This window comes from Microbacterium sp. MYb64 (assembly GCF_002979495.1).
In the GTDB taxonomy this organism is placed as follows: Bacteria; Actinomycetota; Actinomycetes; order Actinomycetales; family Microbacteriaceae; genus Microbacterium; species Microbacterium azadirachtae_A.
Map to the genome: position 1 here is coordinate 312,954 of NZ_PCOW01000001.1, position 22,822 is coordinate 335,775.

21 protein-coding genes, 2 tRNA genes, 1 pseudogene and 1 riboswitch are annotated in these 22,822 nt (G+C 71.2%); of the genes and pseudogenes, 14 read left to right on the forward strand and 10 right to left on the reverse strand.

All coding sequences use genetic code 11. The features are described 5' to 3' along the window. Positions 1–35: 35 nt before the first annotated feature. Together CQ044_RS01525 and CQ044_RS01530 are read left to right on the forward strand one after the other, a co-directional pair. Positions 36–533, forward strand: a complete 498-nt coding sequence (locus CQ044_RS01525; RefSeq protein WP_105686354.1) for an HNH endonuclease — start codon at positions 36–38, stop codon at positions 531–533. A 30-nt stretch (positions 534–563) separates the two neighbouring features. Beyond that, positions 564–637: transfer RNA gene (locus CQ044_RS01530), tRNA-Arg, on the forward strand. Between the two features lie 135 nt (positions 638–772). Here the strand turns inward: CQ044_RS01530 and CQ044_RS01535 are convergent. The 4 genes from CQ044_RS01535 to CQ044_RS01550 all read right to left on the reverse strand — a co-directional run bounded on the left by CQ044_RS01535 (position 773) and on the right by CQ044_RS01550 (position 3,244). Beyond that, the gene (locus CQ044_RS01535) at positions 773–1,117 is read right to left on the reverse strand and encodes an Lsr2 family protein (protein WP_105686356.1); all 345 of its coding nucleotides are present in this window, start codon (positions 1,115–1,117) and stop codon (positions 773–775) included. Positions 1,118–1,171: 54 nt separating this feature from the next. Continuing rightward, the gene (locus tag CQ044_RS01540; RefSeq protein WP_045273490.1) at positions 1,172–1,498 is read right to left on the reverse strand and encodes a multidrug efflux SMR transporter; all 327 of its coding nucleotides are present in this window, start codon (positions 1,496–1,498) and stop codon (positions 1,172–1,174) included. An 11-nt stretch (positions 1,499–1,509) separates the two neighbouring features. Beyond that, a riboswitch (guanidine-III (ykkC-III) riboswitch) is annotated at positions 1,510–1,574 on the reverse strand. 43 nt (positions 1,575–1,617) lie between these two features. Next, positions 1,618–2,472, reverse strand: a complete 855-nt coding sequence (locus CQ044_RS01545; protein ID WP_258133098.1) for a LuxR C-terminal-related transcriptional regulator — start codon at positions 2,470–2,472, stop codon at positions 1,618–1,620. Between the two features lie 214 nt (positions 2,473–2,686). Continuing rightward, complete coding sequence (locus CQ044_RS01550) at positions 2,687–3,244, reverse strand: methylated-DNA--[protein]-cysteine S-methyltransferase (RefSeq protein WP_105686359.1); 558 nt, start codon at positions 3,242–3,244, stop codon at positions 2,687–2,689. Positions 3,245–3,404: 160 nt separating this feature from the next. Between CQ044_RS01550 and CQ044_RS01555 the strand changes: the two genes are divergently transcribed. Continuing rightward, positions 3,405–7,103 carry an ATP-binding protein gene (locus tag CQ044_RS01555; protein WP_105686361.1) on the forward strand — a complete coding sequence of 1,233 codons (3,699 nt, stop codon included), beginning with the start codon at positions 3,405–3,407 and terminating at the stop codon, positions 7,101–7,103. After that, complete coding sequence (locus CQ044_RS01560; protein ID WP_258133101.1) at positions 7,096–7,329, forward strand: hypothetical protein; 234 nt, start codon at positions 7,096–7,098, stop codon at positions 7,327–7,329. Before CQ044_RS01555 ends, CQ044_RS01560 begins: the two co-directional genes overlap by 8 nt. 103 nt (positions 7,330–7,432) lie before the next feature. Here CQ044_RS01560 and mscL read toward each other — a convergent pair whose 3' ends face one another. Genes mscL through CQ044_RS01575 form a run of 3 tightly spaced genes read right to left on the reverse strand, consistent with a single transcriptional unit; the run spans position 7,433 to position 8,769 of the window. Next, complete coding sequence (gene mscL / locus CQ044_RS01565) at positions 7,433–7,846, reverse strand: large conductance mechanosensitive channel protein MscL (protein WP_105686362.1); 414 nt, start codon at positions 7,844–7,846, stop codon at positions 7,433–7,435. 28 nt (positions 7,847–7,874) lie between these two features. After that, positions 7,875–8,150 carry an FmdB family zinc ribbon protein gene (locus CQ044_RS01570; protein ID WP_105686364.1) on the reverse strand — a complete coding sequence of 92 codons (276 nt, stop codon included), beginning with the start codon at positions 8,148–8,150 and terminating at the stop codon, positions 7,875–7,877. A gap of 28 nt (positions 8,151–8,178) precedes the next feature. Further along, positions 8,179–8,769, reverse strand: coding sequence for a 5-formyltetrahydrofolate cyclo-ligase (locus tag CQ044_RS01575; RefSeq protein ID WP_105686365.1), 591 nt, complete (start codon positions 8,767–8,769; stop codon positions 8,179–8,181). Positions 8,770–8,841: 72 nt separating this feature from the next. Here CQ044_RS01575 and galU point away from each other — a divergent pair, with 72 nt between their 5' ends. After that, entirely contained in the window at positions 8,842–9,738 is an 897-nt protein-coding gene (gene galU, locus CQ044_RS01580; RefSeq protein WP_105686367.1) for a UTP--glucose-1-phosphate uridylyltransferase GalU, read from the forward strand. Positions 9,739–9,763: 25 nt separating this feature from the next. Next, positions 9,764–10,360: pseudogene (locus CQ044_RS01585) on the forward strand (GNAT family N-acetyltransferase); the annotation flags it as partial. A 451-nt stretch (positions 10,361–10,811) separates the two neighbouring features. Here the strand turns inward: CQ044_RS01585 and CQ044_RS01590 are convergent. Continuing rightward, the gene (locus CQ044_RS01590) at positions 10,812–12,188 is read right to left on the reverse strand and encodes an MFS transporter (RefSeq protein WP_105686368.1); all 1,377 of its coding nucleotides are present in this window, start codon (positions 12,186–12,188) and stop codon (positions 10,812–10,814) included. Positions 12,189–12,323: 135 nt separating this feature from the next. On the opposite strand from CQ044_RS01590, the gene CQ044_RS01595 reads away from it, so the two are divergent. From CQ044_RS01595 to CQ044_RS01615, 5 genes are all read left to right on the forward strand, one after another. Next, positions 12,324–13,193 (forward strand): hypothetical protein, encoded by an 870-nt coding sequence (locus CQ044_RS01595; protein ID WP_045273499.1) that lies wholly within the window; start codon positions 12,324–12,326, stop codon positions 13,191–13,193. A gap of 85 nt (positions 13,194–13,278) precedes the next feature. Then, positions 13,279–13,351: transfer RNA gene (locus CQ044_RS01600), tRNA-Ala, on the forward strand. Between the two features lie 165 nt (positions 13,352–13,516). Next, entirely contained in the window at positions 13,517–14,500 is a 984-nt protein-coding gene (locus tag CQ044_RS01605) for a biliverdin-producing heme oxygenase (protein ID WP_181158140.1), read from the forward strand. Positions 14,501–14,667: 167 nt separating this feature from the next. Then, positions 14,668–17,103: an HtaA domain-containing protein gene (locus CQ044_RS01610; protein WP_105686370.1), complete on the forward strand. Its 2,436-nt coding sequence runs from the start codon at positions 14,668–14,670 to the stop codon at positions 17,101–17,103. Between the two features lie 64 nt (positions 17,104–17,167). After that, positions 17,168–17,968, forward strand: a complete 801-nt coding sequence (locus CQ044_RS01615) for an HtaA domain-containing protein (protein ID WP_105686371.1) — start codon at positions 17,168–17,170, stop codon at positions 17,966–17,968. Between the two features lie 38 nt (positions 17,969–18,006). Here CQ044_RS01615 and CQ044_RS01620 read toward each other — a convergent pair whose 3' ends face one another. Both CQ044_RS01620 and CQ044_RS01625 read right to left on the reverse strand, forming a co-directional pair. After that, complete coding sequence (locus tag CQ044_RS01620; RefSeq protein ID WP_105686372.1) at positions 18,007–18,789, reverse strand: heme ABC transporter ATP-binding protein; 783 nt, start codon at positions 18,787–18,789, stop codon at positions 18,007–18,009. Then, the gene (locus tag CQ044_RS01625) at positions 18,786–19,880 is read right to left on the reverse strand and encodes an iron ABC transporter permease (protein ID WP_105686374.1); all 1,095 of its coding nucleotides are present in this window, start codon (positions 19,878–19,880) and stop codon (positions 18,786–18,788) included. Before CQ044_RS01625 ends, CQ044_RS01620 begins: the two co-directional genes overlap by 4 nt. A gap of 50 nt (positions 19,881–19,930) precedes the next feature. Between CQ044_RS01625 and CQ044_RS01630 the strand changes: the two genes are divergently transcribed. From CQ044_RS01630 to CQ044_RS01640, 3 genes are read left to right on the forward strand one after another with little or no spacing between them, the layout of a single operon-like run. After that, on the forward strand, positions 19,931–21,046 hold the full coding sequence (locus tag CQ044_RS01630; RefSeq protein ID WP_258133103.1) for a hemin ABC transporter substrate-binding protein: 1,116 nt from the start codon (positions 19,931–19,933) through the stop codon (positions 21,044–21,046). A gap of 55 nt (positions 21,047–21,101) precedes the next feature. Next, entirely contained in the window at positions 21,102–22,184 is a 1,083-nt protein-coding gene (locus CQ044_RS01635) for an ATP-binding protein (protein ID WP_105686535.1), read from the forward strand. A gap of 21 nt (positions 22,185–22,205) precedes the next feature. Then, complete coding sequence (locus CQ044_RS01640; RefSeq protein WP_105686377.1) at positions 22,206–22,793, forward strand: histidine phosphatase family protein; 588 nt, start codon at positions 22,206–22,208, stop codon at positions 22,791–22,793. The last annotated feature ends 29 nt before the right edge of the window (positions 22,794–22,822 follow it).

Consider the following 22,822-nt stretch of genomic DNA (forward strand, 5'->3'; position numbering starts at 1 on the left):
GGGAAGCCGTCCCGGTCGGATCGAAGGGATGCAGGATGCGCACACTGGTGCTCAACGCTGGGTACGAACCGCTCGCGGTCGTGTCGTTCAGACGCGCGATCGTGCTGGTCATGAACAAGAAGGCCTCCGTCGTCGAGTGCGCCGTCGACGATCCCGTCTGGGCGGCGAGCGGACGTTTCGACCGGCCCGCCGTGATCGTGCTGAGCCGGTACGTGCGGATGCCGAGAGCCCGGTACACGCCCGTCACGAGACGCGGAGTGCTGCGTCGTGACGGCAATCGCTGCGGCTACTGCGGGAAGTCGGCCTCCACCATCGATCACGTGCTGCCTCGCTCGCGCGGCGGCAAGAACTCCTGGGAGAACCTCGTCGCCTGCTGCCTGCGCTGCAACAACGTCAAGAGCGACCGCACCCCGCAAGAGATGGGCTGGGAGCTGCGGTTGACGCCCGCCCCGCCGCGGGGGACCGGTTGGACGGTGCGCGGATCCGAACGGGGCGACCCCCGCTGGGAGCCTTACCTGGCGATGGCGGCATAGAGCCGCGTGCGCTCGTTAGACTGGGAGGGCGCCTTCGTAGCTCAGTCGGATAGAGCGGCCCTCTCCTAAAGGGCAGGTCGCAGGTTCGAATCCTGTCGGGGGCACAAGCAGAAGAAGACCGCCCCGGAGGGGTGGTCTTCTTCTGCTTTGTCGACCGCGCCAGGCGAATGGAGATGCGGGGCGCCGGCAAACGAGAAGGGACCGTCCCGCAGGACGGTCCCTTCTGTCGTGCTTCGCGATCAGTGCGCGGCGCGGTACGCCTCGATCACATCGGCCGGAATGCGGCCGCGCTCGGAGAGCTTGTAGCCGTTGTCTCCGGCCCAGGAGCGGATCGCCGCGGTCTCCGGGTTGCGGTTCGGGCGCTTGGCCGCCGCGGACGGACGGCCGGCCGCCGCGCGCTGTGTGCGCCGACCCGAAGCGACGAACGGAGCGAGCGCAGCACGCAGGTCTGCGGCGTGCGCGCTGGTCAGGTCGATTTCATAGGCGGAGCCGTCGAGCGAGAAATGCACGGTCTCGCCCTCGCCCACCTCAAGAACGGAACCGTCGATATCGTCGACGAGCTGATGAACGATTTTGCGTGCCATGGCGACAAATCTACGTGCAGGAATTGTCTATGGCAATGATTGGAATGCGGAATGTCATGAATGTCCCGGATCGATCAACTTCAATCCGACAATGCATCCCACCAGACCGAGGATCAACAGGATCCGGATCCAGGACACATCGGAATCGCCGGTGATCATGGCCCAGATGACGGTGAGGGAGGCTCCGATGCCGACCCACACCGCATAGGCGGTGGCGGTCGGGATCTCCCGCATCGCCCAGGCCAGCCCGAACATCGATGCGGCCAGGCCGATCACGAAGACGATGCTGGGCCAGAGTCGGGTGAACCCCTCGGCCTTGCCGAGGGCCGTCGCCCAGACGGCCTCGAGGACTCCGGAGATGATGAGCACGATCCACGCCATGGCGGGCCTCCTGAGAGCCAGTCTTTTCGCTGTCCGGGTACTGGCCCGCCTCGTCCGGGTGCGCAGTGCGCTGTGTAGAGACTACCGCGGCCGCCTGGGCAGGAGCAGGGCATCCCGGCTCACGGGATCAGCCCGTCCCTCCGCGCCCGCGCAACGGCGGCATGCCGGGTCGGGGCATCGAGCTTCGCCATCGCCGTGCCCAGATACGCCTTCACCGTCGATTCGCGCAGCCCCAGCTCGGCGGCGACCTGTGCGTTGGTCTGTCCGAGGGCCGCGCAGCTCAGCACGTCCAGCTCTCGCGGGGACAGGCGCACCTCGGAAAGGCGAGGGAGCGGTGATGGCGTCGACAGGGCCAGCAGGCGGCGCTCGAGGTCTCCGAGGCGTTCGCGTACGGTCTCATCCGGCACGAGAGCGGCGATCGATCGCAGCTCGGCGAAACTCTCCCGCAGCTCCTCGCGGTGCGCGGGACTCAGCGCCGGCGGGGGAGTGGGTGCGCTCGCCGAGCGCAGGCGTCTCTCCACCTCCTCGCGGACGCGCAGTTCACCGGCGAGCGCGTCGGCGATCTGCATCGCCGGGGCGGTGGTGATCCCACCCGCCGGAGGCTCCTCCCACGCTCCCGCGTACAGCACACCGCGCGGCCGCCCCGACACGATCACCGGGATCGCGAGCAGGGTGCGCAGCCCCTCACCCAGGACGAAGCCGTCGTAGTCGTGCGTGATCTGCTGCGAGGCGCCGTAGTCGTGCGTCATGCGCGGGCGCAGTTCGATCATCGCGCGCCCGCCGAGCCCGCGCTGCGGCTGTACGCGGAGCCCCTCGAGGCTCCGCGTACGGGAGCCGACGATCGCGGTGACGGGTACCTCGCCGCTGTCGAGCAGCCCGCCGAATGCGACAGGGAAACGGGTGCGGCGGATGAGCTCGCGCACCGCCTGCGCGACCAGATCCGCGTCGGATCCGACGGTCTCGAACGAGTTCACCCGACTACCAGCTTCCGGGGTGTCCGCCCCGTCGTTTTGTAGCGTCGACGCTATCACTCCGGCGCGTGCGAGAGGCTGTCGGAGAATGCCGATGGGGCTGAGGGAGCCCGTGCCGGATCCGTCATTTCCTCTGCGTCCGGAACGCGCGAGTGTCGGCGCAATACCGGCACAGCGACCGTGCTTCTCCGGAAAGGGGCGCGTCCGCCCCAGCGGCCTACACGCCGGGGCGGACGTCGTGCACGGGACGGGCTCGGGCAGCCGCATCCGCCTCCAGGTCGAGGAGGTATCGCTTGCGTTCGGGATGCGCGCCGTACTCGCCGGGCGAGCCGTCCGCGCGCACCACGCGGTGCACGGGCACCACGATCGAGAAGGGCGTGTTCCTGCACGCGGTCCCCACCGCCCTGGCGGCACCCGGACTGCCCGCCATCGCCGCGATCTCGCCGTAGCTCGCGCTCTCGCCCCAGGGGATCTCGCATACGGACTGCAGCGCGGCGCGGGTGAACCCGTTCGCGAGCCGCCAGTCCAGGGCGAACTCCCGATCGAAGCGGATCGGCTCTCCGGAGAAGTACGCGTGCAGAAGCTCGTCGATCTCCGCGCTCGCGCCGGGATCGGGTTCCGGCACGGCCCGCAGCATCCGCGCGGTCGCCTCGAGCGCCCAGGGGGAGCCGCGGTGCATCCCCTCCGGCAGGTCGAACGCCACCAGCCCCTCGTCGGAGAACACGCACAGCGCGTCCCCGAACGGAGTGTCGGCGAAGTCGTAGCGGTAGGTCATGCACCCATCCTCGGTCACCGCGTGCACACACGACGGCCGGAGCCGCAATCGGTGCGAATAATCCGGAAAAGGCCCGCTGTGGAGGGGGAAAGCACCTGAATCCGGCGAAACCCAGTGGATCTGACGGTTCTGCCCATCCACCACGCCTAGTCTTTGTCGTGTGTGGCGACGTGACGGGAAGAACGCGGAGGAGAAGTCCGTGACGCCCGGCGACGTCGATGTGGCAGAGCCGGGCGTGCAGGCGGTGCACGCGGCGACGGCGGAACGGGCCCGTCTCAGGGCGGAAGCAGCAGAGCTCGGGGGCCCCTCGCCGCTGACCGCCTATCGCGACGTCGTCGCGGGCGGGATCGACATCTCGCGGGCTCACCCCGGCAGCCTGCCGCAGTTCATCACGGGCCGTTCCACGCTGCTGTCCAACCTGTTCCGCGACGAGGTGGGACTCCGCGGTGCTCGCCTTGCCGCCGACCGGATCACGGCGAAGAACACCGAGCTGCGCACCGTGCGCGGCATCGATGCCGTGCACCTCGCGGTCGGGCTGTGCACCTGGCGGATCGGCGGCGTCGACTACGCCGCCCCGATGCTGCTGCGTCCGCTCGCGATCCGCCGGCACTATGCGGACTACGAGCTGAAGCTGCACGGGCAGTTCTTCCTCAACCCCGAGCTCGTGCGCATCGCGCGCGATCACTTCGGGATCACGATCGACGACACCCGCCTCGCAGCCCTCGCGTATCAGAACGGCGTGTTCGCGCCGCAGCCGGCGATCGACATGCTGCGCGCGGCCACCTCATCCGTCGACACGTTCTCGGTGCAGCCGCGCATGATGGTGTCCACGTTCGCCGACGTCGGCACCGCGATGGCCCGCGACGCGCACGACCTCGACCACCCGATGCTCAACGCCCTGGCCGGCCACGCGGCCGACCGCGAGCGCGTCTCCGCGCCGGGACCGCAGCCGTCCACGGCCGGACCCGATGACCGTGCCCCGGCCTCGGACAACCTCCTGCTGGATGCCGATAACGAGCAGGAGCAGGTGCTCGCCCGGATCGCAGCAGGGCATTCCCTCACGGTCTCGACGCTCCCCGGAACCGGCGGGACGCAGACCGTGATCAACGCGATCGGCGAACTGGTGCGCGCAGGCAAGCGCGTGCTCGTCGTCTCTCCCCGCCGCTCGACGCTCGACGGCGTGCGGCACCGCCTGAGCGGGATCGGGCTGGACGGGTTCGCCGTCTCTCCGGCCTCTGTGCGCCGGGATCTGGTGCGCGCGATCGGGCGCAACGAGAAGGCCGCGGCGCCCAAGCTCGCCGAGATCGACGACGCCCTGCTGCGGCTGCGCACGGTGCTGCGCGACTACCGCCGCGCGCTGACCGAGACGGATCCTGCGCTGGGTGCGAGCGTGCTCGACGCGACCCGCATGCTCACCCGGCTGGCTCTGCTCCCGACGCCGCCGACCACGACGGCGCGGCTCGGACGCCCCGCGCTGCAGAACCTCGCCGAGGACCGCACGCACGCCGCCGAGGCGCTGGCGCAGGCCGCGCGGCTGGGGGAGTTCCGGTTCGGGCCCGACGACTCGCCCTGGTACGGGGTCGTCTTCTCCTCGTCGGACGAGGCGCACCGCGTGCACGCGCTCGCCGAGACCCTGCACGCGCGCACCGTGCCGGAGCTGCTCGAGCTGGGCTACGAACTCGTGGCCCAGACGCACATGCGCCCGTTCGCGACGATCACGGAGCTCGGCGAGTACCTGCGCCTGCTCCGGGGGATCCGGGACTCGCTCGACCACTTCACCCCTGCCGTGTTCGAGCGGCCGCTCGGAGAGCTCATCAAGGCGCATGGCAGCCGCCGGGACAGCGCGACGATGACCGGCGCGAATCGTCGCCGGCTGCGCCAGCTCGCCAAGGAGTACGTGCGCCCCGGTGCGCACGTGGGGGACATGCACGACGCGCTCACGCGCATCCAGTCCCAGCGCACCGAATGGCAGCGCTACGTCGATGCCGGCGTCGCACCAGAGGTGCCGCTCGGACTCGCCGACGTGTCCGTCGCCTGGCGCGACGTCGATGCGCAGCTCGCCGAGCTCGACACGGCTCTGGGACGCCGCGAGCCGCTCGCGACGCTGCCGGTCGCGCGCCTGCTGCGCACGCTCGCGGGACTCGCGGCCAAGTCGGACGTCTTCGACAACCTCATCGAGCGCGCCCGCATCCGTGACGAGCTGGCTGGGCTCGGGCTCGAGCCGCTCCTCATCGACCTGTCCACCCGGCACCTCTCCGAGGACCGGGTGGGCGCGGAGCTGGAGTACGCCTGGTGGCAGTCCCTGCTTGAGCAGGCGCTGAGGCAGAACCGCTCCCTGCTGGGGGCCAACACCTCGGTCGTCGACCAGCTCGAGCGCGACTTCCGCCTCGTGGACGAGGCGCACGCGGGGGCTGCCGGCCCGCTGCTCGCCTGGCAGCTGAGCGGCCAGTGGCGGATCTCGATCGTGGACGAGGCCGCGGAGGCGCAGAACCTCCGGCACGGGCTCACGCAGCACCGCACCACGGTCGCCGAGCTCGTGGCCGCGGCTCCCACGCTCATGCGCGTGCTCGCGCCGGTGTGGATCGCCTCGCCGTATCAGGTGCCGGACCTGCCGGACTCCGTGGAGTTCGACGCCGTGATCCTCGTCGACGCCGCGGCGATCAACCTCGCGGAGGCGACGCCGGCGATCCGCCGCGCCCGTCAGATCGTCGCATTCGGCGACCCCGTGCTGCAGAAGCCGACCGCGTTCCAGGTCGCCACGATGCCCGCGGAGGACCGCGACGAGGAGGAGCCGTTCGACGAGGTCTCGGTGTTCGAGCGCCTCTCCGAACTGCTGCCCGTGGTCACGCTGACGCGCAGCTACCGCGCCGGCGGCGAGGATCTGGCCTCGCTCATCAACGACGCCTTCTACGGCGGCGAGATCGTCTCGCTGCCGTGGGCGGGGTCCTACCTCGGCCGCGGATCGCTGACGGTGGACTACGTCGAGGGCGGAGTGGGCATCCCGCACCCCGAGACGGGGGCCATGGAGAGCCCAGAGGCCGAGGTCGCGCGCATCGTGACGCTCGTGGTCGAGCATGCGGTGCACCGCCCCACGGAGTCGCTCATGGTCGTCACGGCCAGCCGCACGCACGCCGAGCGGGTCTTCGCCGCGGTGTCGATCGCTTTCGCGGGCCGCAGCGACGTGGCAGAGTTCGTCGGCAGGGACACGCAGGAGCCCTTCATCGTGCTGACGCTCGAGGAGGCCGCGGCCGAGAGCCGCGACCGCGTCATCTTCTCGCTCGGCTACGGCGTCACCAAGCACGGCCGCGTGCTCAGCGATTTCGGCGACCTGTCTTCTCCCGACGGCGATCGCCTGCTCACGATCGGCATGACCAGGGCGCGTCGGTCGATGGTGATCGTGTCGTCGATCCGCCCGTCCTCGTTCGACGAGGGACGCCTGGATCACGGTGCGGCCACGCTCATGTCGATCCTCGGCGATCTCGCCGGGCACGCCCGCGAGGAGCGCGCCGAGGACCAGGCGGATCCGCTGACCCTCGCGCTCGCCCGTGAGCTGCGCCGTATCGGGGTCTCGGTCGACGTGGACTACCGCGGTCTGCTGCCTCTCGTGGCGCAGCACGCCGGCAAGGCGGTCGTGATCGAGCCGGATCCGGAGTCGCGCGCCGAATCGCTCCGCGAGACCCTGCGGCTGCGCCCCCAGGTGCTGCGGCGGCTGGGGTGGCACTACATCCGCGTGCACGCCTTCGATCTGTACAGCGATCCCGCCGGGGTCGCGCGCCGGATCGGCGAGGTGCTCGGGGTGCCCCTCGACGCACCGCGCGTGGACGGCGACACCCAGCCGCTCGATGTGGACGATGCCTGACGACGAACCGTCCGTGTCGCCGGAGCAGGCTGAGACGGATTCCGCCGACTCCGGATCCCGGCAGCGCGTCGTGCGCGTGCGAGGGTCGCGTCGTGCGCGCCTGACACCCGCCCCTGGGACGCACGCCGAACCCGACGAGCGCGACCGCGAGTCCGGCGCGGAGGCCAAGGGCACCTCCGGCCCGAACGACGCGGCGCTGCGCCGCGAGGTCCCGCCGCACTACTGAGGCGCCGGACGGGCGCAGACGACGACGCCCCGGTCGCCACGAGGGCGCCGGGGCGTCGGTGCTTCGTCCTGTCGCTGCGCTCCGCGCTCAGCAACCAGTCGGATCAGACCGACTTCTGCTTCTCGAGCAGGTCGCGGATCTGGATCAGGAGCTCCTGCTCGGAGGGCAGGGCCTCGGGCTCATCGGTGACCCCGGCCTTCGCGGCACGGCGCTGGTTGAAGTGGTTCATCGGCATCACGAACGCGAAGTAGACGACGAGCGCGACGGCCAGGAAGTTGATGATGGCGCCGATGATCGCGCCGAACGCGAAGGTGCCGGTTCCGCCGAAGGGGCCGTGGACGGTCCACTTCAACGCCTCATTCAGACTGTCCGCCTTGAAGAACACGCTGATGAGCGGGTTGACGAGCGACTCGACAACCACGTTGACGATCGCCGAGAACGCCGCGCCGATGACGACCGCGACGGCCAGGTCGATGACATTGCCGCGGAGGATGAACTCCCTGAAGCCCTTGATCATGCTTTTTCTCTCCCCTGAATGGTCGGCCTCAGGATCCAGAGGCCGGTGCGGAGGCGGGCGCAGGTTTGGCGCTCGCCGTCGATTCCGACTTCGATGATGCCCCCACGGAGGAGGAAACCCCAGATCCCGCACGCGAGTCGGTGCGATAGAAGCCCGAGCCGTTGAAGGTCACGCCGATCGATCCGTACTCCTTGCGCAGCCGGCCCTGGCATTCGGGGCACTCGGTGAGGGCGCTGTCGGAGAAGGACTGCACGGCGTCGAAGCGGTGCCCGCAGGCGGTGCAGGCGTAGGAGTAGGTGGGCATGGGGCCTCGCAGGTCTCGGTTCGGAAGGTCAGGTCAGGGGGAAGACGACGGTGCGCAGAGGCGTGACGGCGCCGGTGACCGGCTGGTCGTGCACGTCGTGGGGAACATCGTCGAGGATCTCGGAGTCGAAGACGACGGCGTACACGGGAGGGCACTTCTGCATCGAGCCGAGCGTGCGGTCGAAGTAGCCGCGTCCCCAGCCCATCCGCATCCCGGTGCGGTCGACGGCGGCTGCGGGGATCAGCAGCAGATCCACCTCGTCCAGCGCCATCGGGTTGAGGATCTCGCCGGTGGGCTCCGCCAGCCCGTGCAGACCCGTCGTGATCTCCTCGTCGGATCCGGCCACCGCCCAGTCGAGCAGGCCGTCCTCGCGGGTGATCGGAAGCAGCACCCGGATGCCCCGGGCGAGAGCCGCGCGGATGAAGGCGCGTGTCCCGGGCTCGGTCGTGGTGGAGAGGAAGCAGGAGATCGAACGAGCGCCGGTCGCGGCGATCAGCTCGTCGAGTCGCGCCGTGAGGGCGGTCTCGGCGGCGGCGCGCTGTTGGTCCGACAGCAGGTTGCGGCGCTCGCGCAGGTCGGCGCGCAGCGCGCGCTTCGCATGGTCGATATCGCCCGGCATGGCCTCGATTCTACCGGGGAGCCGCTGAGCCCGCTCCAGCCCGAAGCCGCCCCGCGCCCGTAAGCTGAGCAGATGACGAAGGCACGCATCAAGGCGGTCATCCCCGCGGCCGGCCTGGGCACGCGCTTCCTGCCCGCGACGAAGGCGATGCCCAAGGAGATGCTCCCCGTCGTCGATAAGCCCGCGATCCAGTACGTGGTCGAGGAGGCCGTGGCGGCGGGCATCGACGACATCCTCGTCATCATCGGCCGCAACAAGAACGCGATCTCCGATCACTTCGACCAGATGCCGGAGCTCGAGGGCAAGCTGACCCAGAAGGGCGATCACCGCCGGCTCGCCCGCGTCGTCGCGTCCAGCGACATGGCCGACATCCACTACCTGCGCCAGGGCGAGCCCAAGGGTCTCGGGCATGCGGTGCTCCGCGCCCGCACGCATGTCGGAGACAGCTCCTTCGTCGTCCTGCTCGGCGACGACCTCATGGATGAGCGCGACCCGCTGCTGACCGCGATGATCGCCGAGCATGAGCGGAGCGGAGCCGCGGTGATCGCGCTCATGGAGGTGGATCCCGACCAGATCCACCTGTACGGCACGGCTGATCCCGACGGCATCCCGGAGGGGGCTTCGGACGACGTCCGCCGCGTCACCGGGCTGGTCGAGAAGCCCACACGCGAGGAGGCGCCGTCGAACCTCGCGGTCATCGGCCGCTATGTGCTGCCGCCCTCGATCTTCGAGATCCTCGAGCGCACGCCGCCGGGCAAGGGTGGGGAGATCCAGCTCACCGACGCGCTGCAGGAGTTCGCGGCGGATCCCGACGGTCCCGGCGTGCACGGCGTGATCTTCCGCGGACGGCGGTATGACACCGGCGACCGGCTGGAGTACATCAAGGCGATCGTGCAGCTCGCTGCGGACCGCGACGACCTCGGGCCGGACCTGCGGGTCTGGCTCAAGGAGTACGCGGAGAGGATCTGAGCGGAACGTGGACGTCTCGGCACCGATGCGGCACGGACCGGTCGAGCTGCGGCTCATCCGGGCCAAGGACGCGCGCTCGCTGCAGCACGAGCTGATCACCAACCGGCGCTGGCTGCAGCCGTGGGAGGCCACGCTGCCCGGTCTGCAGACGGGCATCGACATGCGGGTGAGCATCCGGCGCCTGCTGCAGCAGTACCGTGACGGCACCGGCTATCCGTTCGTGATGGAGTACGACGGCAAGATCGCGGGTCAGCTCAACATCTGGGGCGTCATGCGCGGATCCCTGTGCTCCGCGACGATCGGCTACTGGGTGAGCGAGCGCTTCGCGGGGCACGGGATCACTCCCGCCGCCGTCGCGATGGCGACCGACCTCGCGTTCAACGAGCTGGGGTTGCACCGGATCGAGATCTGCCTGCGGCCGGAGAACCGGCCGAGCCTGCGGGTCGTGCAGAAGCTCGGCTTCCGCTACGAGGGGATGCGCCGTCGGTTCATCCACATCGACGGCGACTGGCGCGACCACCTCGCGTTCTCGCTCGTGCGCGAGGACGTGCCGGAGGGCGTGCTGAGCCGCTGGGCGTCGGGGCGCGTCCCCGCGGACTGGGGAGCGGTGCCGGCGTCGGATCTGCCCTCGACCGCAGCGCCGGGCGATGCCGGCCTGCCGGGCGATGCCGCAGCACCGGGCGATGCGGGGCTGCCCGGCGATGCCGGGCTGCATCGCGAGCACGGGATGCAGGGCTGACCTCGGCCCGCACGATCCTGGGATGCGTCGACGCCCCCTCGGAGAGTCGGCGCCCCTCCGTAGGTACGTGCATGCGAGGGGGCGTGGGTGCTGCGTGGGGGCGTCGGCGACAGTAGGCGCGCATGCGCGCCACGCGCGGCGCACGCCGGGCTCGCCACCGGGTCCAGGCTGACGGCGGTCCGTGGTCCACTGCCCGCACGAGCCTGGGATGCGTCGACGCCCCCTCGGAGCGTCGGTGCCCCTCCGTAGGTACGTGCGTGCGAGGGGGCGTGGGTGGTGCGAGGGGGCGTCGACGACAGTAGGCGTCAGTGGGCGCGGCGTGCCGGGCGGGCGCTCAGCCCTCGGCGGGCTCGGGCACGGCCTCGGGGACGGGGCGGCGGATCCCGATCCACGACACGATCCCGCCGATCGTGAACAGGGCGGCGGTGACCCAGGTGGCGCTGTGGAAGCCGGCGAGGTTCAGGGTTCCGCCGACGATCGTGGAGAGCATCGCGACCACGAGCAGTCCGGCCACGCGGGAGACGGCGTTGTTGACGGCGGAAGCGATGCCGGACCGGCTCTCCTCGATGGATCCGAGGATCGCCGACGTGAGAGGTGCGACGGTTAGCGACAGGCCGATGCCGAGGACGATCATCGCCGGCAGCACCTGCCACCAGTAGTCGAAGTGCTCCGAGACGAGGAGCAGCAGGAGCGCACCCGCCGCCATGACCAGGGGGCCGGCCGCCATGAACAGCCGTGGGCCCAGCTTGCCCGCCAGCCGGCCGACGCGCGAGCTGAGCAGGATCATCAGGATCGTGATCGGCAGGCTCGCGAGGCCCGCCTCCGTGGCCTTGAGCCCGGCGCCCTGCTGCAGGTACACGCCGATCACGAAGCCGTTCAGCGACAGTGCGGCGTAGACGAAGAGCGTCGACAGGTTGCCCCACGCGAAGTTGCGCACGCGGAACAGCGACAACGGCATGAGCGGGTGCGGGCGGCGCTGGCGCAGCAGGAAGAAGATCAGCAGCACGGCGCCGCCGATCGCGGTGATGAGGATCACGGGGGAGCCCCAGCCCTGGTGCGGCTGCTCGATGAGCGCGTAAACGACACCGCCGAGGCCGATGGCGCAGAGCGCTCCGCTGAGCCAGTCCACCTGCGTGGTGCGCTCGTGCTCCGGCAGGCGGAGTCGGCCGAGGAGCACGAGGGTGACGCCGATCGGGAGCACGTTGATCAGGAACACGAAGCGCCAGGAGAGCAGATCCACGAACAGCCCGCCGAGCAGTGGCCCGACCAGCTGCGCGGCCGTGGTGAAGGCCGTCCACACCCCGATCGCCCTCGACTGCACCTCGCCGCGCATGACGGCGGTGATCAGCGCGAGCGAGCTCGGCACGAGCAGCGCACCCGCGGCCCCCTGCGCGGCGCGCGCGATGATCAGCACCAGGGGAGTGGGGGCGACCGCGACGGCGACCGATGCGATCCCGAACGCGATGAGCCCGATCCGCATCACCAGCACCCGTCCGTAGGCGTCGGAGACGGATCCGGCGAGCAGGATCAGGGCGCTGAGGGTGATGAGATAGGCGTCGACCGCCCACTGCTGCGTGGTGATGCCACCGCCCAGCTCGCGGCTGATCGCCGGCAGGGCGACCGTGACCACGGTGCCGTCGAGGAACGTGACGAACGATGCGAGCACGGCGACCGAGATGACGAGCCGCTGCAGAGGGGTGAACGAGGCCACGAGCCCGACCCTACTCGCCGGTGGGGACATCTGGGCCGATGCAGGGGTTGGCGGGAGGCCTGCATCCGGCCTGCGTGGGGTCGGCGTGCGCGTGTCGACACGGTCGCGGGCGGCCTGTCGCATACCGTGGAGGGCATGAACGGGCCGGTGCTGAGCGGGGGCGTGATCGTCCTGGTCGCGGCGCTGCTGTGGCTGCTCTATTTCCTGCCTTCGTGGCGGGGGCAGCACCAGTACGACGCCGCCGAGCGCAATGCGTTGCGCCTGAACCGCGCCCTGCGCGTGCTCGCGGAGACCAGCGAGGCGCCCCGCGAGGTGGAGCTCGAGCTGAACGCCCGCACCGCGCTCGCGCAGCAGAAGCTGGCCAGGCGACTGCAGACGGACCGCGAGCAGGCGGATCTTCAGCGGTTGCGCGAGCAGCTCGCCGCCACGCACGCCGATCCTGCCTTCCGTCGCGCGCGCGCCCGTCGTCGGACCCGGCTCACCGCCACGGTGCTCTTCGTCCTCGCGCTGGGTGCGGTGGGCGTCGGCGTCTGGCAGCTGATGGCCGCCGGATCCTCCTTCCTGCTCTGGGCCGGTGGCGCGGTCGCGCTGCTCGCCCTGCTCATGCTGCAGCGGATGGCGGCGGTCGCCCGTCGCACCGCTCGCCGTGCGGCGCGCCTGGTGGCGCAGCCCGAGGCGAAGGACATGCCGGCCCGGGAGGCGGAGCTGCACGACCAGGGGCCGCGCACCTGGACGCCGCGCACGCTGCCGGAACCCCTCGTCTCGGTCGCCGGTTCCCGCGCGCACGCGGCCCGCGCCACGATCGACGCCCAGACCCTCGCCCGCGAGGCGGCCCGTGCCGCGGAGCTGCAGCGCAAGGCCGATGAGCTCGCTCCGCCGGCGCCCGCAGAGCTGCCCGCTCCGGCCGTCGCGCAGGACTCGCCGTATGCGCGGATGGGCTACGTCGACGACGCCGAGATCGAGGCGCACGTGCGCCAGCTGCTCGCCCAGCGCGCCGCGGGCTGAGCGGATCCGACACGCCCGGCGGGCGCCGTGACGGCCGCCGATGCCGAGTGCGCCCGCATGCCCGTGCTAGGCTGATCTGGTTCACGGGCCCATGGCGCAGTTGGTAGCGCGCTTCGTTCGCAATGAAGAGGTCGGGGGTTCGAATCCCCCTGGGTCCACCGGAACAGAAGGCCCCGAGCAGTCGCTCGGGGCCTTCGTCGTGTGGTCTGCACCTCCGCCGGCGTCGAGGTGAGGCGAGCGGATGGCGATCCGAGATCCTGCGCTGTGCTCGACTCTCGTCTCGTGATTGAATTGGTTAGCCTTACCTAACCAAGGAGATCGCCATGTCTTTCGATGATGCCGTCGTCACCGCGGTGACCGCCCACATGAACGGCGACCACGCCGACGACAACGTTCTGATCGCGCGCGCCTTCGGGCACCCCGCCGCCGCATCGGCGTCGATGATCGGGCTCGACGCCGATGCGGGGCGCTGGCGGGTCGCGGATTCCGACGGCGAGCATGAGCTGGTCGTGCCATGGCCGGGTGCTCCGCTCACCGAGCGATCCCAGATCCGCCGTGCCGCGGTGATGCTCTATCGCGCGGCCTGCGAGCGACTCGGCGTACCCGCGCGCGAAGAGCATGCGCCGGCGCCGCACGGGCACGGCGGCGCGGAGGGTGCTCCGGACGGTTTCGCCCGCCGGCTCCGCGAGGCGACGTGGAGCGATCATGGGGACAGCGAGGGTGCCACGTTCATGAGCGACATCATGCGCGGCCGGAGCGGCCTGCGCGAGTATGCGGAGCTGGCCGCTCAGCACTGGTTCCTCTACGAGGCGCTCGACGACGCCGCGCGCCTGCTCGCCGCCGATCCGCTCCTCGCGGCGCTGCACCCGGAGGGGCTCGGGCGCGTGGCCGCGCTCGAGCGCGACCTCGCCCACCTGTTCGGATCGGACTGGCGCGCCGGCATCAGGCCGGTTCCGGCGACCGCGGCCTACGCCGGGCGGATCCGCGAGCTTGCGAGCGAAGGCTGGCTTGCGGGCGTCGTCGCCCATCACTACACCCGCTATCTCGGAGACCTGTCCGGCGGTCAGGCGATCGCGCGTCGCGTGGCCGGACGGTTCGATCTCGACGGCGACGGGATCGCGTTCTACGACTTCACCGCGGTGGGGGATCCTGCCGTGTTCAAGGACTCGTACCGGCGCGTGCTGGACGAGCTGGGGGAGTGCCTCGACGCCGACGAGCAGGGGCGGATGCTCGACGAGGTGCGGGCGGCGTACCGATTCAACACGGACGTGTTCCTCGATCTCGGAGCGGCGCAGCTGTCCGCTTGACGAGGATCCGACGCGCACGACTCTCCGAAGCCCCCGGCCCTGCGGTCGGGGGCTTCGTGGTTTGCGCGGCGTGATTAGGTGAGGCTAACCTAAGTAAAGGTTGAGAATCTGCTGAACCTCCATCCGTCCACTCTGAGATCGACCTCCTGTGAGGAGAACAGTCCGTCGTGAACACCATCAGTCCCGTGCGAAGGCCGAGAGCCTTGCTCACCCTCGTCACCTCTGCGGCTCTTGCCGTCGGTGCGCTGCTGGCCCCCGTGGCCGCCGTTGCGGCGCCCACCGACAGCACCGTGTCCGAAGCCACTCTGGACTGGGGGGTGAAGTCCTCGTTCGTCGGCTACGTGAAGAGCCCGATCGCTCACGGCCAGGTGCAGACCGTCGGGTCCACCGGCGCCGGTTTCCACTGGTCGGGCGGCAGCGGCAGCGCGTCCGCCGACCTGGCCGATGCCTCCGTCGAGTTCGGCGCGGGGGACGGCGTGCACTTCACCGGGCACGCGATGAACGGCGTGAACGCGCTGGATCTGACCTTCACGCACCCGCAGATCGTCGTGTCCGGCGGTGGGGCCACGCTGCTGCTCGACGTGACCGGACGCGAGTTCAAGAGCACCACCGAGCCCGGCGAGCTGTTCACCCGCAACGCCGTCGAGTTCGCCACGGTCGCCCTGGGATCCCCGCAGGTCTCGGGGGCGACCTACACCTGGGCGAACGCGGCGGTCACGCTCACCGCGGACGGCGCCGCGGCCTTCGGCGGCTTCTACGCGGCCGGAACGGCGCTGGATCCGCTCACCCTGACCGCGACCGTGAGTGCGCCGGCCGCGCCGACCGCCACCGTGCTCACCGCCGCGCCCGATACGTTCGACGAGGGCGGCAGCACCCTGCTGACCGCCGCCGTGTCGCCGGCTGCCGCGGGGACGGTGACCTTCCGCGACGGCGACGGCATCATCGGAACCGCGGCGGTCGCGAGCGGATCCGCGTCGATCACCGCGTCCGGCCTGACGGCGGGCGCGCACGCCGTCAGCGCGAGCTTCGCTCCGGACGACCGGGCAGCGTTCCAGTCCTCCGCCTCGAACGCCGTCACGGTGACGGTGAAGGGGCGCACGACCGAGCCTGAGCCCGGCACATTCACCCCTGCCGTCCAGGTCTTCCTCGCCGACGGCGTCACGCCTGCGGGTGGGACGCCGCTCTACACGGGTGACGAGATCGTGGTGAAGGGCGTCGGCTTCGATCCGGCGGCCAACGTCGGCGGGCGCGGTGTGCCCGTGCCCGCGACCCTTCCGCAGGGCGACTACGTCGTGTTCGGCAGCTTCGGCGCCGACTGGCGCCCCTCGCAGGGAGCGGCGTCCAGCACGCGCAAGGTCGCCACCCAGGGGTGGGCGCTGACCGCCGCGACGCTGGACGCGATCCCGGCGCAGTACCGCGAGACGGTGCGCGCGCAGTGGGTGGAGCTCGCCTCCGACGGATCCTTCACCTGGCGGACGACGCTCAAGCCCGCCGACGGCGCGGCCGGCACCTACGGCGTCTACACCTACGCGGCGGGCGGACAGAAGAACGCCGCCCAGGAGATCGGCGTGACGCTCGACTTCCGCGGCGATCGTCCGGTGCAGCCCGAGCCTCAGCCCACGGTCGAGATCATCCTCCCCGTCGGTGTGCAGGCGCGCCCCGGCGACACCGTCACGTTCCGGGTCTCGGACCTGAAGCAGGGCGACGCGGTGCGCTTCGAGGTGCACTCCGACCCGATCGACGCCGGCCGTGCCGTCGCGGACGCCTCCGGCGTCGCGCGCACGACGTGGACGGTCCCGGCCGACTTCCCCGCCGGCGCGCACGAGCTGCAGGTGTTCCGCGATGTCCAGCCCGCACCGGAGGCCGCGTTCGTGACCCGGGCCTTCACCGTCGGCGAGGCGCCGAGTCCGAAGCCTCCGGTGGTCACGCCCTCGACTCCCGCGGAGACCGGCCCGACGATCCCCGCCTGCGTCGCACGGGTCGTCGACGGCGGCAGCCTCGACTGGGGCCTCAAGCAGAGCTTCCGCTCGTACGTCGAGGGCCCCATCGCGAAGGGCGCCTTCTCCGGGGGCTCCTTCTCCGCGAGCAGCGGCGCGCTGAACACGGACTCGGGCGTGCGAGGACGGATCGTCTTCTCCGGCGCGATCACCGCGACAGGGCACAACGGCCTGCTGGACTTCCGGCTCGCCTCGCCGACGATCGTGCTCAACGGGTCCGGATCCGCGGCGCTCTACGCGCAGGTGACCTCGACCGACACCACCGGCAAGCCGGCGACGAGCGGCACTGTGCACTTCGCCGACCTGTCGTTCGGGTCCGCCGCGATCTCCGGATCGAGCGTGTCGGTGCAGGGCGCTCGCGCCACCCTCACCAGCGCGGGTGCGACGGCGTTCGCCGGGTTCTACGGCGCCGGCACGGCGCTCGACCCGGTCTCGTTCCGTGTCGAGCTCGGCGCGCAGACGCCCTGCGACGAGACGACGGATGCGGCGAGCGGATCGCTCGCGATGACCGGCGGCGACTCGCCGGCCTTCCCGATCGCGATGAGCGTCCTGATGCTTCTCGCCGGTCTGACCCTGGTCGCCATCCGCCGCCGTCGCGCGGCCTGATCGAACCGATGACGGATGCCCGCCCGACGGATGACGGGCGGGCATCCTCGCGCATGGAGGCTTCATGAACATCACACGCCTGTCCGCCCTCGCCGCCGTTCTTCTCGGCGGCGCATTCATCGCCGCGCCCACGGCGACCGCCGCGACGCCGGAGCCGACCACGGCCTCGTCGGCGCCCGCCTGCACAGTCCAGGGCGGCGTGCTCACCTGGGGTGTCAAGGAGTCCTTCCGCTCCTACATCTCGGGCAGCATCGCCAAGGGGAGCTGGGAGACGAGCGCCGGCGCGACCTACGCCACGCCCTCGTTCGCCTTCACCGGGGCGACCGGTGAGATCGATCCCGCCGGCGGATCGGGACACGTGACCTTCCCCGGCTCCGTGCATTTCACGGGGCACGGAGGGATCCTCGATCTCACCATCTCGTCGCCGACGCTGCAGATAAGCAGCGACGGACGAGCGGTGCTGCTGCTCGACGTCCGCGGCACCGACACCTCCGGCGCCCCCGCCGTGGATCAGAAGCAGGCCGAGATCGGGATGCTGGCTGCTGCCCCCGCGGTCGACGCGACCGCGGGAACGCTGACTCTCACCGCGGCGCCGGTGACGCTCAGCGCCGCGGGGGCGCCCGCCTTCGGCGGCTTCTACGCCGAGGGGGAGGAGCTGGATCCGGTCACCGCGACCGTCCAGCTCTCGTGCGCCGCCCCGGAGCCGACTCCGGCGTCGACCCCGTCGCCGTCGCACGCGGGGGCGCACGCGGCCACGGTCGAGGCCGAGCCGGCCACCGTGCCGTGGATCCCGATCGCGCTCGGCGCCGTCGTCGTCGCCGGAGGTGCCGTCGCCACCGCGGTCGCGATCCGCCGGCGTCGCTGAGGGCGCGACTCGACCGCAGTCTCCTGCCGCGGCGCCCCTCAGGCCGGGCGTCGCGGCAGGATGATGCCGTGGCCGGTGACCGGGTGCGTGATCACCTCGACCGGCGTGCGATAGACGGCGGACACCGTCGCCTCGGTCAGCACCTCGGCGGGCGTCCCACAGGCGGCGACCCGGCCCTCCTGCAGCAGCAGGATCCGGTCCGCGAACGCGGCGGCCAGATTCAGGTCATGCAGGATGATCAGCACGGCGTCCCCGGCCTGCGCGTGCGCTCGAGCGAGCGAGAGCAGCGCCTCCTGGTGCCCGAGGTCGAGGGCGGCCGTCGGCTCGTCGAGCAGCAGCATGCCCGTGCGCCCGGCGATCACCCGCGCGAACGCGGTGCGCGCCCTCTCGCCGCCCGACAGGGTCGGCACGGCGCGTTCTGCGAGATGGGCGATGTCCGCGGCGGAGATCGCCTCGGCGACGGCCTCGTCGTCCTCCGCGGATCTCGGGGTGCGACGCCACGGAGCTCGTCCCATCCGCACCACCTCGTGCACCGCGAACGGGAACGCCGTGCCGTTCTCCTGCAGCAGCACTCCGCGTCGCCGAGACAGATCGCCCAGGCTCCACGCCGTCAGCGGTCGATCGTCGACGAGCACATCCCCGGCGTCGGGGCGCATGTCTCCGGCGAGCACGCCCAGCAGGGTCGATTTGCCGGCCCCGTTGGGTCCGAGCACGGCCAGCACCTCCCCGGCGTGCAGGGCGAGATCCACGCCGTCGAGCAGCGCCCTCCCGCCGCGCACGACCTGCACCGCGCGCAGTTCGCAGACGGTCGTCGCGCTCATGCCCAGCCTCCCGCGGATCGCCGGGTGCGGCGCAGCAGCCAGAAGAAGAACGGACCGCCGATCAGCGAAGTCAGGATGCCCAGGGGCAGATCGGCCATCGGCACGATCGTGCGCGCTCCGAGGTCCGCAAGAGTGAGCAGAAGCGCACCGCCCAGAGCGCTCGCCACGATCAGCGAACGGTGCGAGGGCCCGAGGAGCATCCGCATGAGGTGCGGCACGACCAGGCCCACGAACGCGATGATCCCGGCGAAGGCGACCGCCGCGCCCACCAGCAGCGCGACGAGCACGATCGTTCCGAGGCGAAGACGCTCCACGTGCACGCCGAGATGCCCGGCGGTGCGCTCCCCGAGCGAGAGCAGATCGAGCCGGTGCGCGATGAGCAGTGCGATCAGGATGCCGACGAGAAGGAGCGGCAGGATCACGGCCGCCTGCGGCCATCGGCTGCCCGCGAGGCTGCCGAGCTGCCAGAACACGATCTGCTCCCGCGACTGGGTGTCGCCGAGGAAGGTGAGCAGCGCGATCGCCGCGCCGGCGACGGCGTTGACGGCGATGCCGGTCAGGATCAGCGTGACCACCTCGGTGCGTCCGCCGGCGCGGCTGAGCGCGTAGACGGCGAGGCTGACGCCGAGACCGGCGACGAAGGCGAAGACCGGCACGGTCCACGGGCCCAGTGCGTTCAGCCCGAAGACGATGCAGACCCCTGCGCCGACCGCGGCCCCCGAGGACACGCCGACGACTCCCGGCTCGGCGAGAGGGTTGCCGAAGACCGCCTGCATCAGCAGGCCCGCGACGGCCAGCGCCGCACCGACCAGCATCGCCATCGCGACGCGCGGGAACCGGATCGACCACAGCGTCGCCGTCGCGATCTCGTCCGGCTGCCGCAACGCGGTCGCGCCGAGCGGGCGCAGCAGCGCGCCGAGCACCTCGTCCGGAGGCACGGGGAGCTGGCCGATCCCTGCGGACACGACCACCGCGACGACGAGCGCGAGGCCGAGACCGCCGGGGACGAGAACCCGTGCGCTCCGGGTGCGCGGCTTCGACGGGCGCGGCGGGGAGACCGCCTCCGGAGGCGCCGGGGGAGAGGAGGGCATGGAGCTATCTTAGGATAGGCTTACTTAACTTGATGCCGGAGGGTGGACGCGTGGGACGAAGAGTCACGAGGATCGCCGCGGCGATCGGATCAGCCCTCCTCGTGCTCGCCCTGGCGGCCTGCGATGCCGGAGCCGCGCAGGTCGCGGCCCCGGCGTCGACCTCGCCCGCTCTGCCGGCCCTCAGCTCACTGACCCCGGTCGATGATCCGCGCGCGGTCGAAGGCCCGTCCACGGTCGTGATCGGCGGACCGGCACTGCCGCCGATCGTCGCCCCTGCGCCGCAGCTGCCCGTCACCGTGCGTTCCGCCGATGGCGGAGGGCGCGAGGTGACCGTGCGCGACACCTCCCGCATCGTGGCGCTCTCGCTCAGCGGTACCGTCGCCGAACTCGTGCACGCACTGGGGCTCGGCGACCATCTGGTCGGACGCGACGTCTCCACGAATCTGCCGGAGACGGCGACGCTTCCGGTGGTCACCAAGAAAGGCCACACGATCGATGCCGAGGCCGTTCTCGCGCTGAAGCCCACGCTGATCCTCACCGACGGCTCGATCGGCCCGACCGACGTCGTGCTCCAGCTCGGCGACGCCGGGATCCCCGTCGTCACGATCGATCGAGCGACCGACGCCGAGAGCACCTACCGCGCGATCGGCCAGGTGGCGGCGGCGCTCGGCATCGCCCCGGCCGCGGAGACGGTGAACACCGCCCTGCGCGCGGCGATGGAGAGCAAGACCGCAGAGATCGCGCGGCTGCTGCCCGCCGACCCGTCCAGAAGGCCGCGCGTGGTCTTCCTCTACGTGCGCGGCGCGGCCGGCGTGTACTACCTGTTCGGCAAGGGCAGCGGAGCGGACAGCCTCATCTCGTCGGTCGGCGCCGTCGACGCGGCATCCGAAGCCGGGTGGGTCGGAGAACGGCCGCTGACACCGGAAGCCCTCGTGAAGATCGACCCCGATGTGATCCTCGTCATGACGAAGGGACTGGAGAGCGCGGGCGGCATCGACGGTCTGCTCGCCGCGCAGCCCAGCATCGCGCTGACCACCGCGGGCGAGCACCGACGGATCATCGATGCGGAGGACACCCGGATCTTCGCGGCGGGCACCCTTCTCCCCGACATCATGGACGGCCTCGCCCGAGCGCTCTACGCACCCGACCCCGGCGCTCAGGGCTGAACCTGAGGGACAGCCGGGGCCGCGGCCGCACGGCGGCTTCCCTAAGATGTCGAGCATGCCCGCTGAACTGCCCATCGGCACGCTCCTGGACTCCGACGCCCCCGCCTTCCTGCAGGCGTCGCGGCTCAACCGCCACACTTTCTGGTGCGGGCAGAGCGGGTCGGGGAAGACCTACGCGCTCGGCGTGCTGCTCGAGCAGCTGCTGCTGCACACCCGGCTGCCACTGGTCGTGTTCGATCCGAACTCGGACTTCGTCTCGCTCGGGACGGTGCGCGACGACGCGCCCGCTGCGGAGGCGGACCTCCTGCGGGACCGCGACGTGCGCGTGCTGCACTCCGCTCCGGGCCACGCGCAGCGGCTGCTCGTGCGCTTCGTCGACATGGACGTCCGCTCACGCGCGACGATGCTCCAGCTGGATCCGATCCGCGACGCCGAGGACTACAACCTCATGCTGCGGATCGACACCCAGTACCTCATCGACGAGGACCAGCCCGTCGTCGAGTGGCTGCGCTCGACCGGGGACCCCGGCTACGCCCGCATCGCGACGCGGATCGAGAACCTCGGCCTCCCGGAATGGGACATGTGGGCATGGGACCGCAGGGACGTCACCGACATCGTGGGGGACCGCGCCGACGCCACGGTGGTCGACCTCGGCCATTTCGCGACCCCGGCGCAGATGCAGACCGCAGCGCTCGCCGTGCTCGATGAGCTCTGGGCGCGGCGGCACGAGCGCGTCGGCCGGCTCATCGTGATCGATGAGGCGCACAACCTCTGCGGACCTGAGGCGTCGACGCCGCTGCAGCGGATGCTCACCGAGCGCATCGTGCAGATCGCGGCGGAGGGCCGCAAGTACGGACTCTGGCTGCTGCTGTCGACGCAGCGCCCCTCGAAGGTGCACCCGAACGTGATCTCCCAGTGCGACAACCTCGCGCTCATGAGGATGAGCGCCGAGCGCGACCTCGCCGAGCTCGGCCAGGTGTTCGGCTTCGCCCCGCGTGAGATCCTGGAGCGCTCGCCGCGGTTCGCCCAGGGTCAGGCGCTCTTCGCGGGAGGCTTCGCAGCCGAGCCGCAGCTCGTGCAGATGGGATCCCGGCTCACGCACGAGGGCGGATCCGACGTGCCGATCGCACTGCGCTGAGACGAGAGAACCCCCGGACCCATGAGCACGACCACCCTCTACCTCATCCGGCACGCGGAGGCGGCGCACGCGGACGAGGGTGCCGATCCTGGCCTGTCCGAGCGCGGCGAGCAACAGGCGGCCCTCGTCGCGACGCGGCTGCGCGCCGCGCTCCCTGGCGGCGAGGCGGGGGAGATCCTGCACGGATCACGGCGTCGCGCGAGGCAGACCGCGCAGATCCTCGCCGACGCTCTCCCGGGGTGGCGGGCGCGACACAGCGCGGACGCGGAGGACAGGACCCCGGTCCCGAGCGACCTGTCCACCATGCCGGCGCGGTATCACGCGCTGCTCCGCGGGGTGCCGTCGGCGGAGAGGGATCCCGAGGGGCGACGCCTGGACGCCGCCCTCGAATCCCTGGGAGAGGTGGCGGACCATGACCGAGCGCTCATCATGGTCACCCATGCGTTCGTCGTGGCATGGTTCGTCCGCGCGGTTCTCGAGGCCCCCACCTGGCGGTGGGTGAGCCTGCCGATCAGCAACGCGTCCTTGACCGTGCTGCGCTGGGAGACCGGGGTGGAGCCTCGGGTGCTCGGGCTCAACGACACCGGGCATCTGCGCGCGCCGTCCTGAGGCCGCTGCGCTGAGCCAGTACGGATACC

Excerpts from the sequence above, each read along its gene's own strand:
- CQ044_RS01640 (WP_105686377.1), top strand. The coding sequence starts at position 22,206 with ATGAGCACGACCACCCTCTACCTCATCCGGCACGCGGAGGCGGCGCAC.
- CQ044_RS01540 (WP_045273490.1), bottom strand. The coding sequence starts at position 1,498 with ATGGCGTGGATCGTGCTCATCATCTCCGGAGTCCTCGAGGCCGTCTGG.
- CQ044_RS01635 (WP_105686535.1), top strand. The coding sequence starts at position 21,102 with ATGCCCGCTGAACTGCCCATCGGCACGCTCCTGGACTCCGACGCCCCC.
- CQ044_RS01535 (WP_105686356.1), bottom strand. The coding sequence starts at position 1,117 with ATGGCACGCAAAATCGTTCATCAGCTCGTCGACGATATCGACGGTTCC.
- CQ044_RS01620 (WP_105686372.1), bottom strand. The coding sequence starts at position 18,789 with ATGAGCGCGACGACCGTCTGCGAACTGCGCGCGGTGCAGGTCGTGCGC.
- CQ044_RS01605 (WP_181158140.1), top strand. The coding sequence starts at position 13,517 with ATGTCTTTCGATGATGCCGTCGTCACCGCGGTGACCGCCCACATGAAC.
- CQ044_RS01525 (WP_105686354.1), top strand. The coding sequence starts at position 36 with ATGCGCACACTGGTGCTCAACGCTGGGTACGAACCGCTCGCGGTCGTG.
- CQ044_RS01625 (WP_105686374.1), bottom strand. The coding sequence starts at position 19,880 with ATGCCCTCCTCTCCCCCGGCGCCTCCGGAGGCGGTCTCCCCGCCGCGC.
- CQ044_RS01575 (WP_105686365.1), bottom strand. The coding sequence starts at position 8,769 with ATGCCGGGCGATATCGACCATGCGAAGCGCGCGCTGCGCGCCGACCTG.
- mscL (WP_105686362.1), bottom strand. The coding sequence starts at position 7,846 with ATGATCAAGGGCTTCAGGGAGTTCATCCTCCGCGGCAATGTCATCGAC.
- CQ044_RS01550 (WP_105686359.1), bottom strand. The coding sequence starts at position 3,244 with ATGACCTACCGCTACGACTTCGCCGACACTCCGTTCGGGGACGCGCTG.
- CQ044_RS01595 (WP_045273499.1), top strand. The coding sequence starts at position 12,324 with ATGAACGGGCCGGTGCTGAGCGGGGGCGTGATCGTCCTGGTCGCGGCG.
- galU (WP_105686367.1), top strand. The coding sequence starts at position 8,842 with ATGACGAAGGCACGCATCAAGGCGGTCATCCCCGCGGCCGGCCTGGGC.
- CQ044_RS01570 (WP_105686364.1), bottom strand. The coding sequence starts at position 8,150 with ATGCCCACCTACTCCTACGCCTGCACCGCCTGCGGGCACCGCTTCGAC.
- CQ044_RS01615 (WP_105686371.1), top strand. The coding sequence starts at position 17,168 with ATGAACATCACACGCCTGTCCGCCCTCGCCGCCGTTCTTCTCGGCGGC.
- CQ044_RS01560 (WP_258133101.1), top strand. The coding sequence starts at position 7,096 with ATGCCTGACGACGAACCGTCCGTGTCGCCGGAGCAGGCTGAGACGGAT.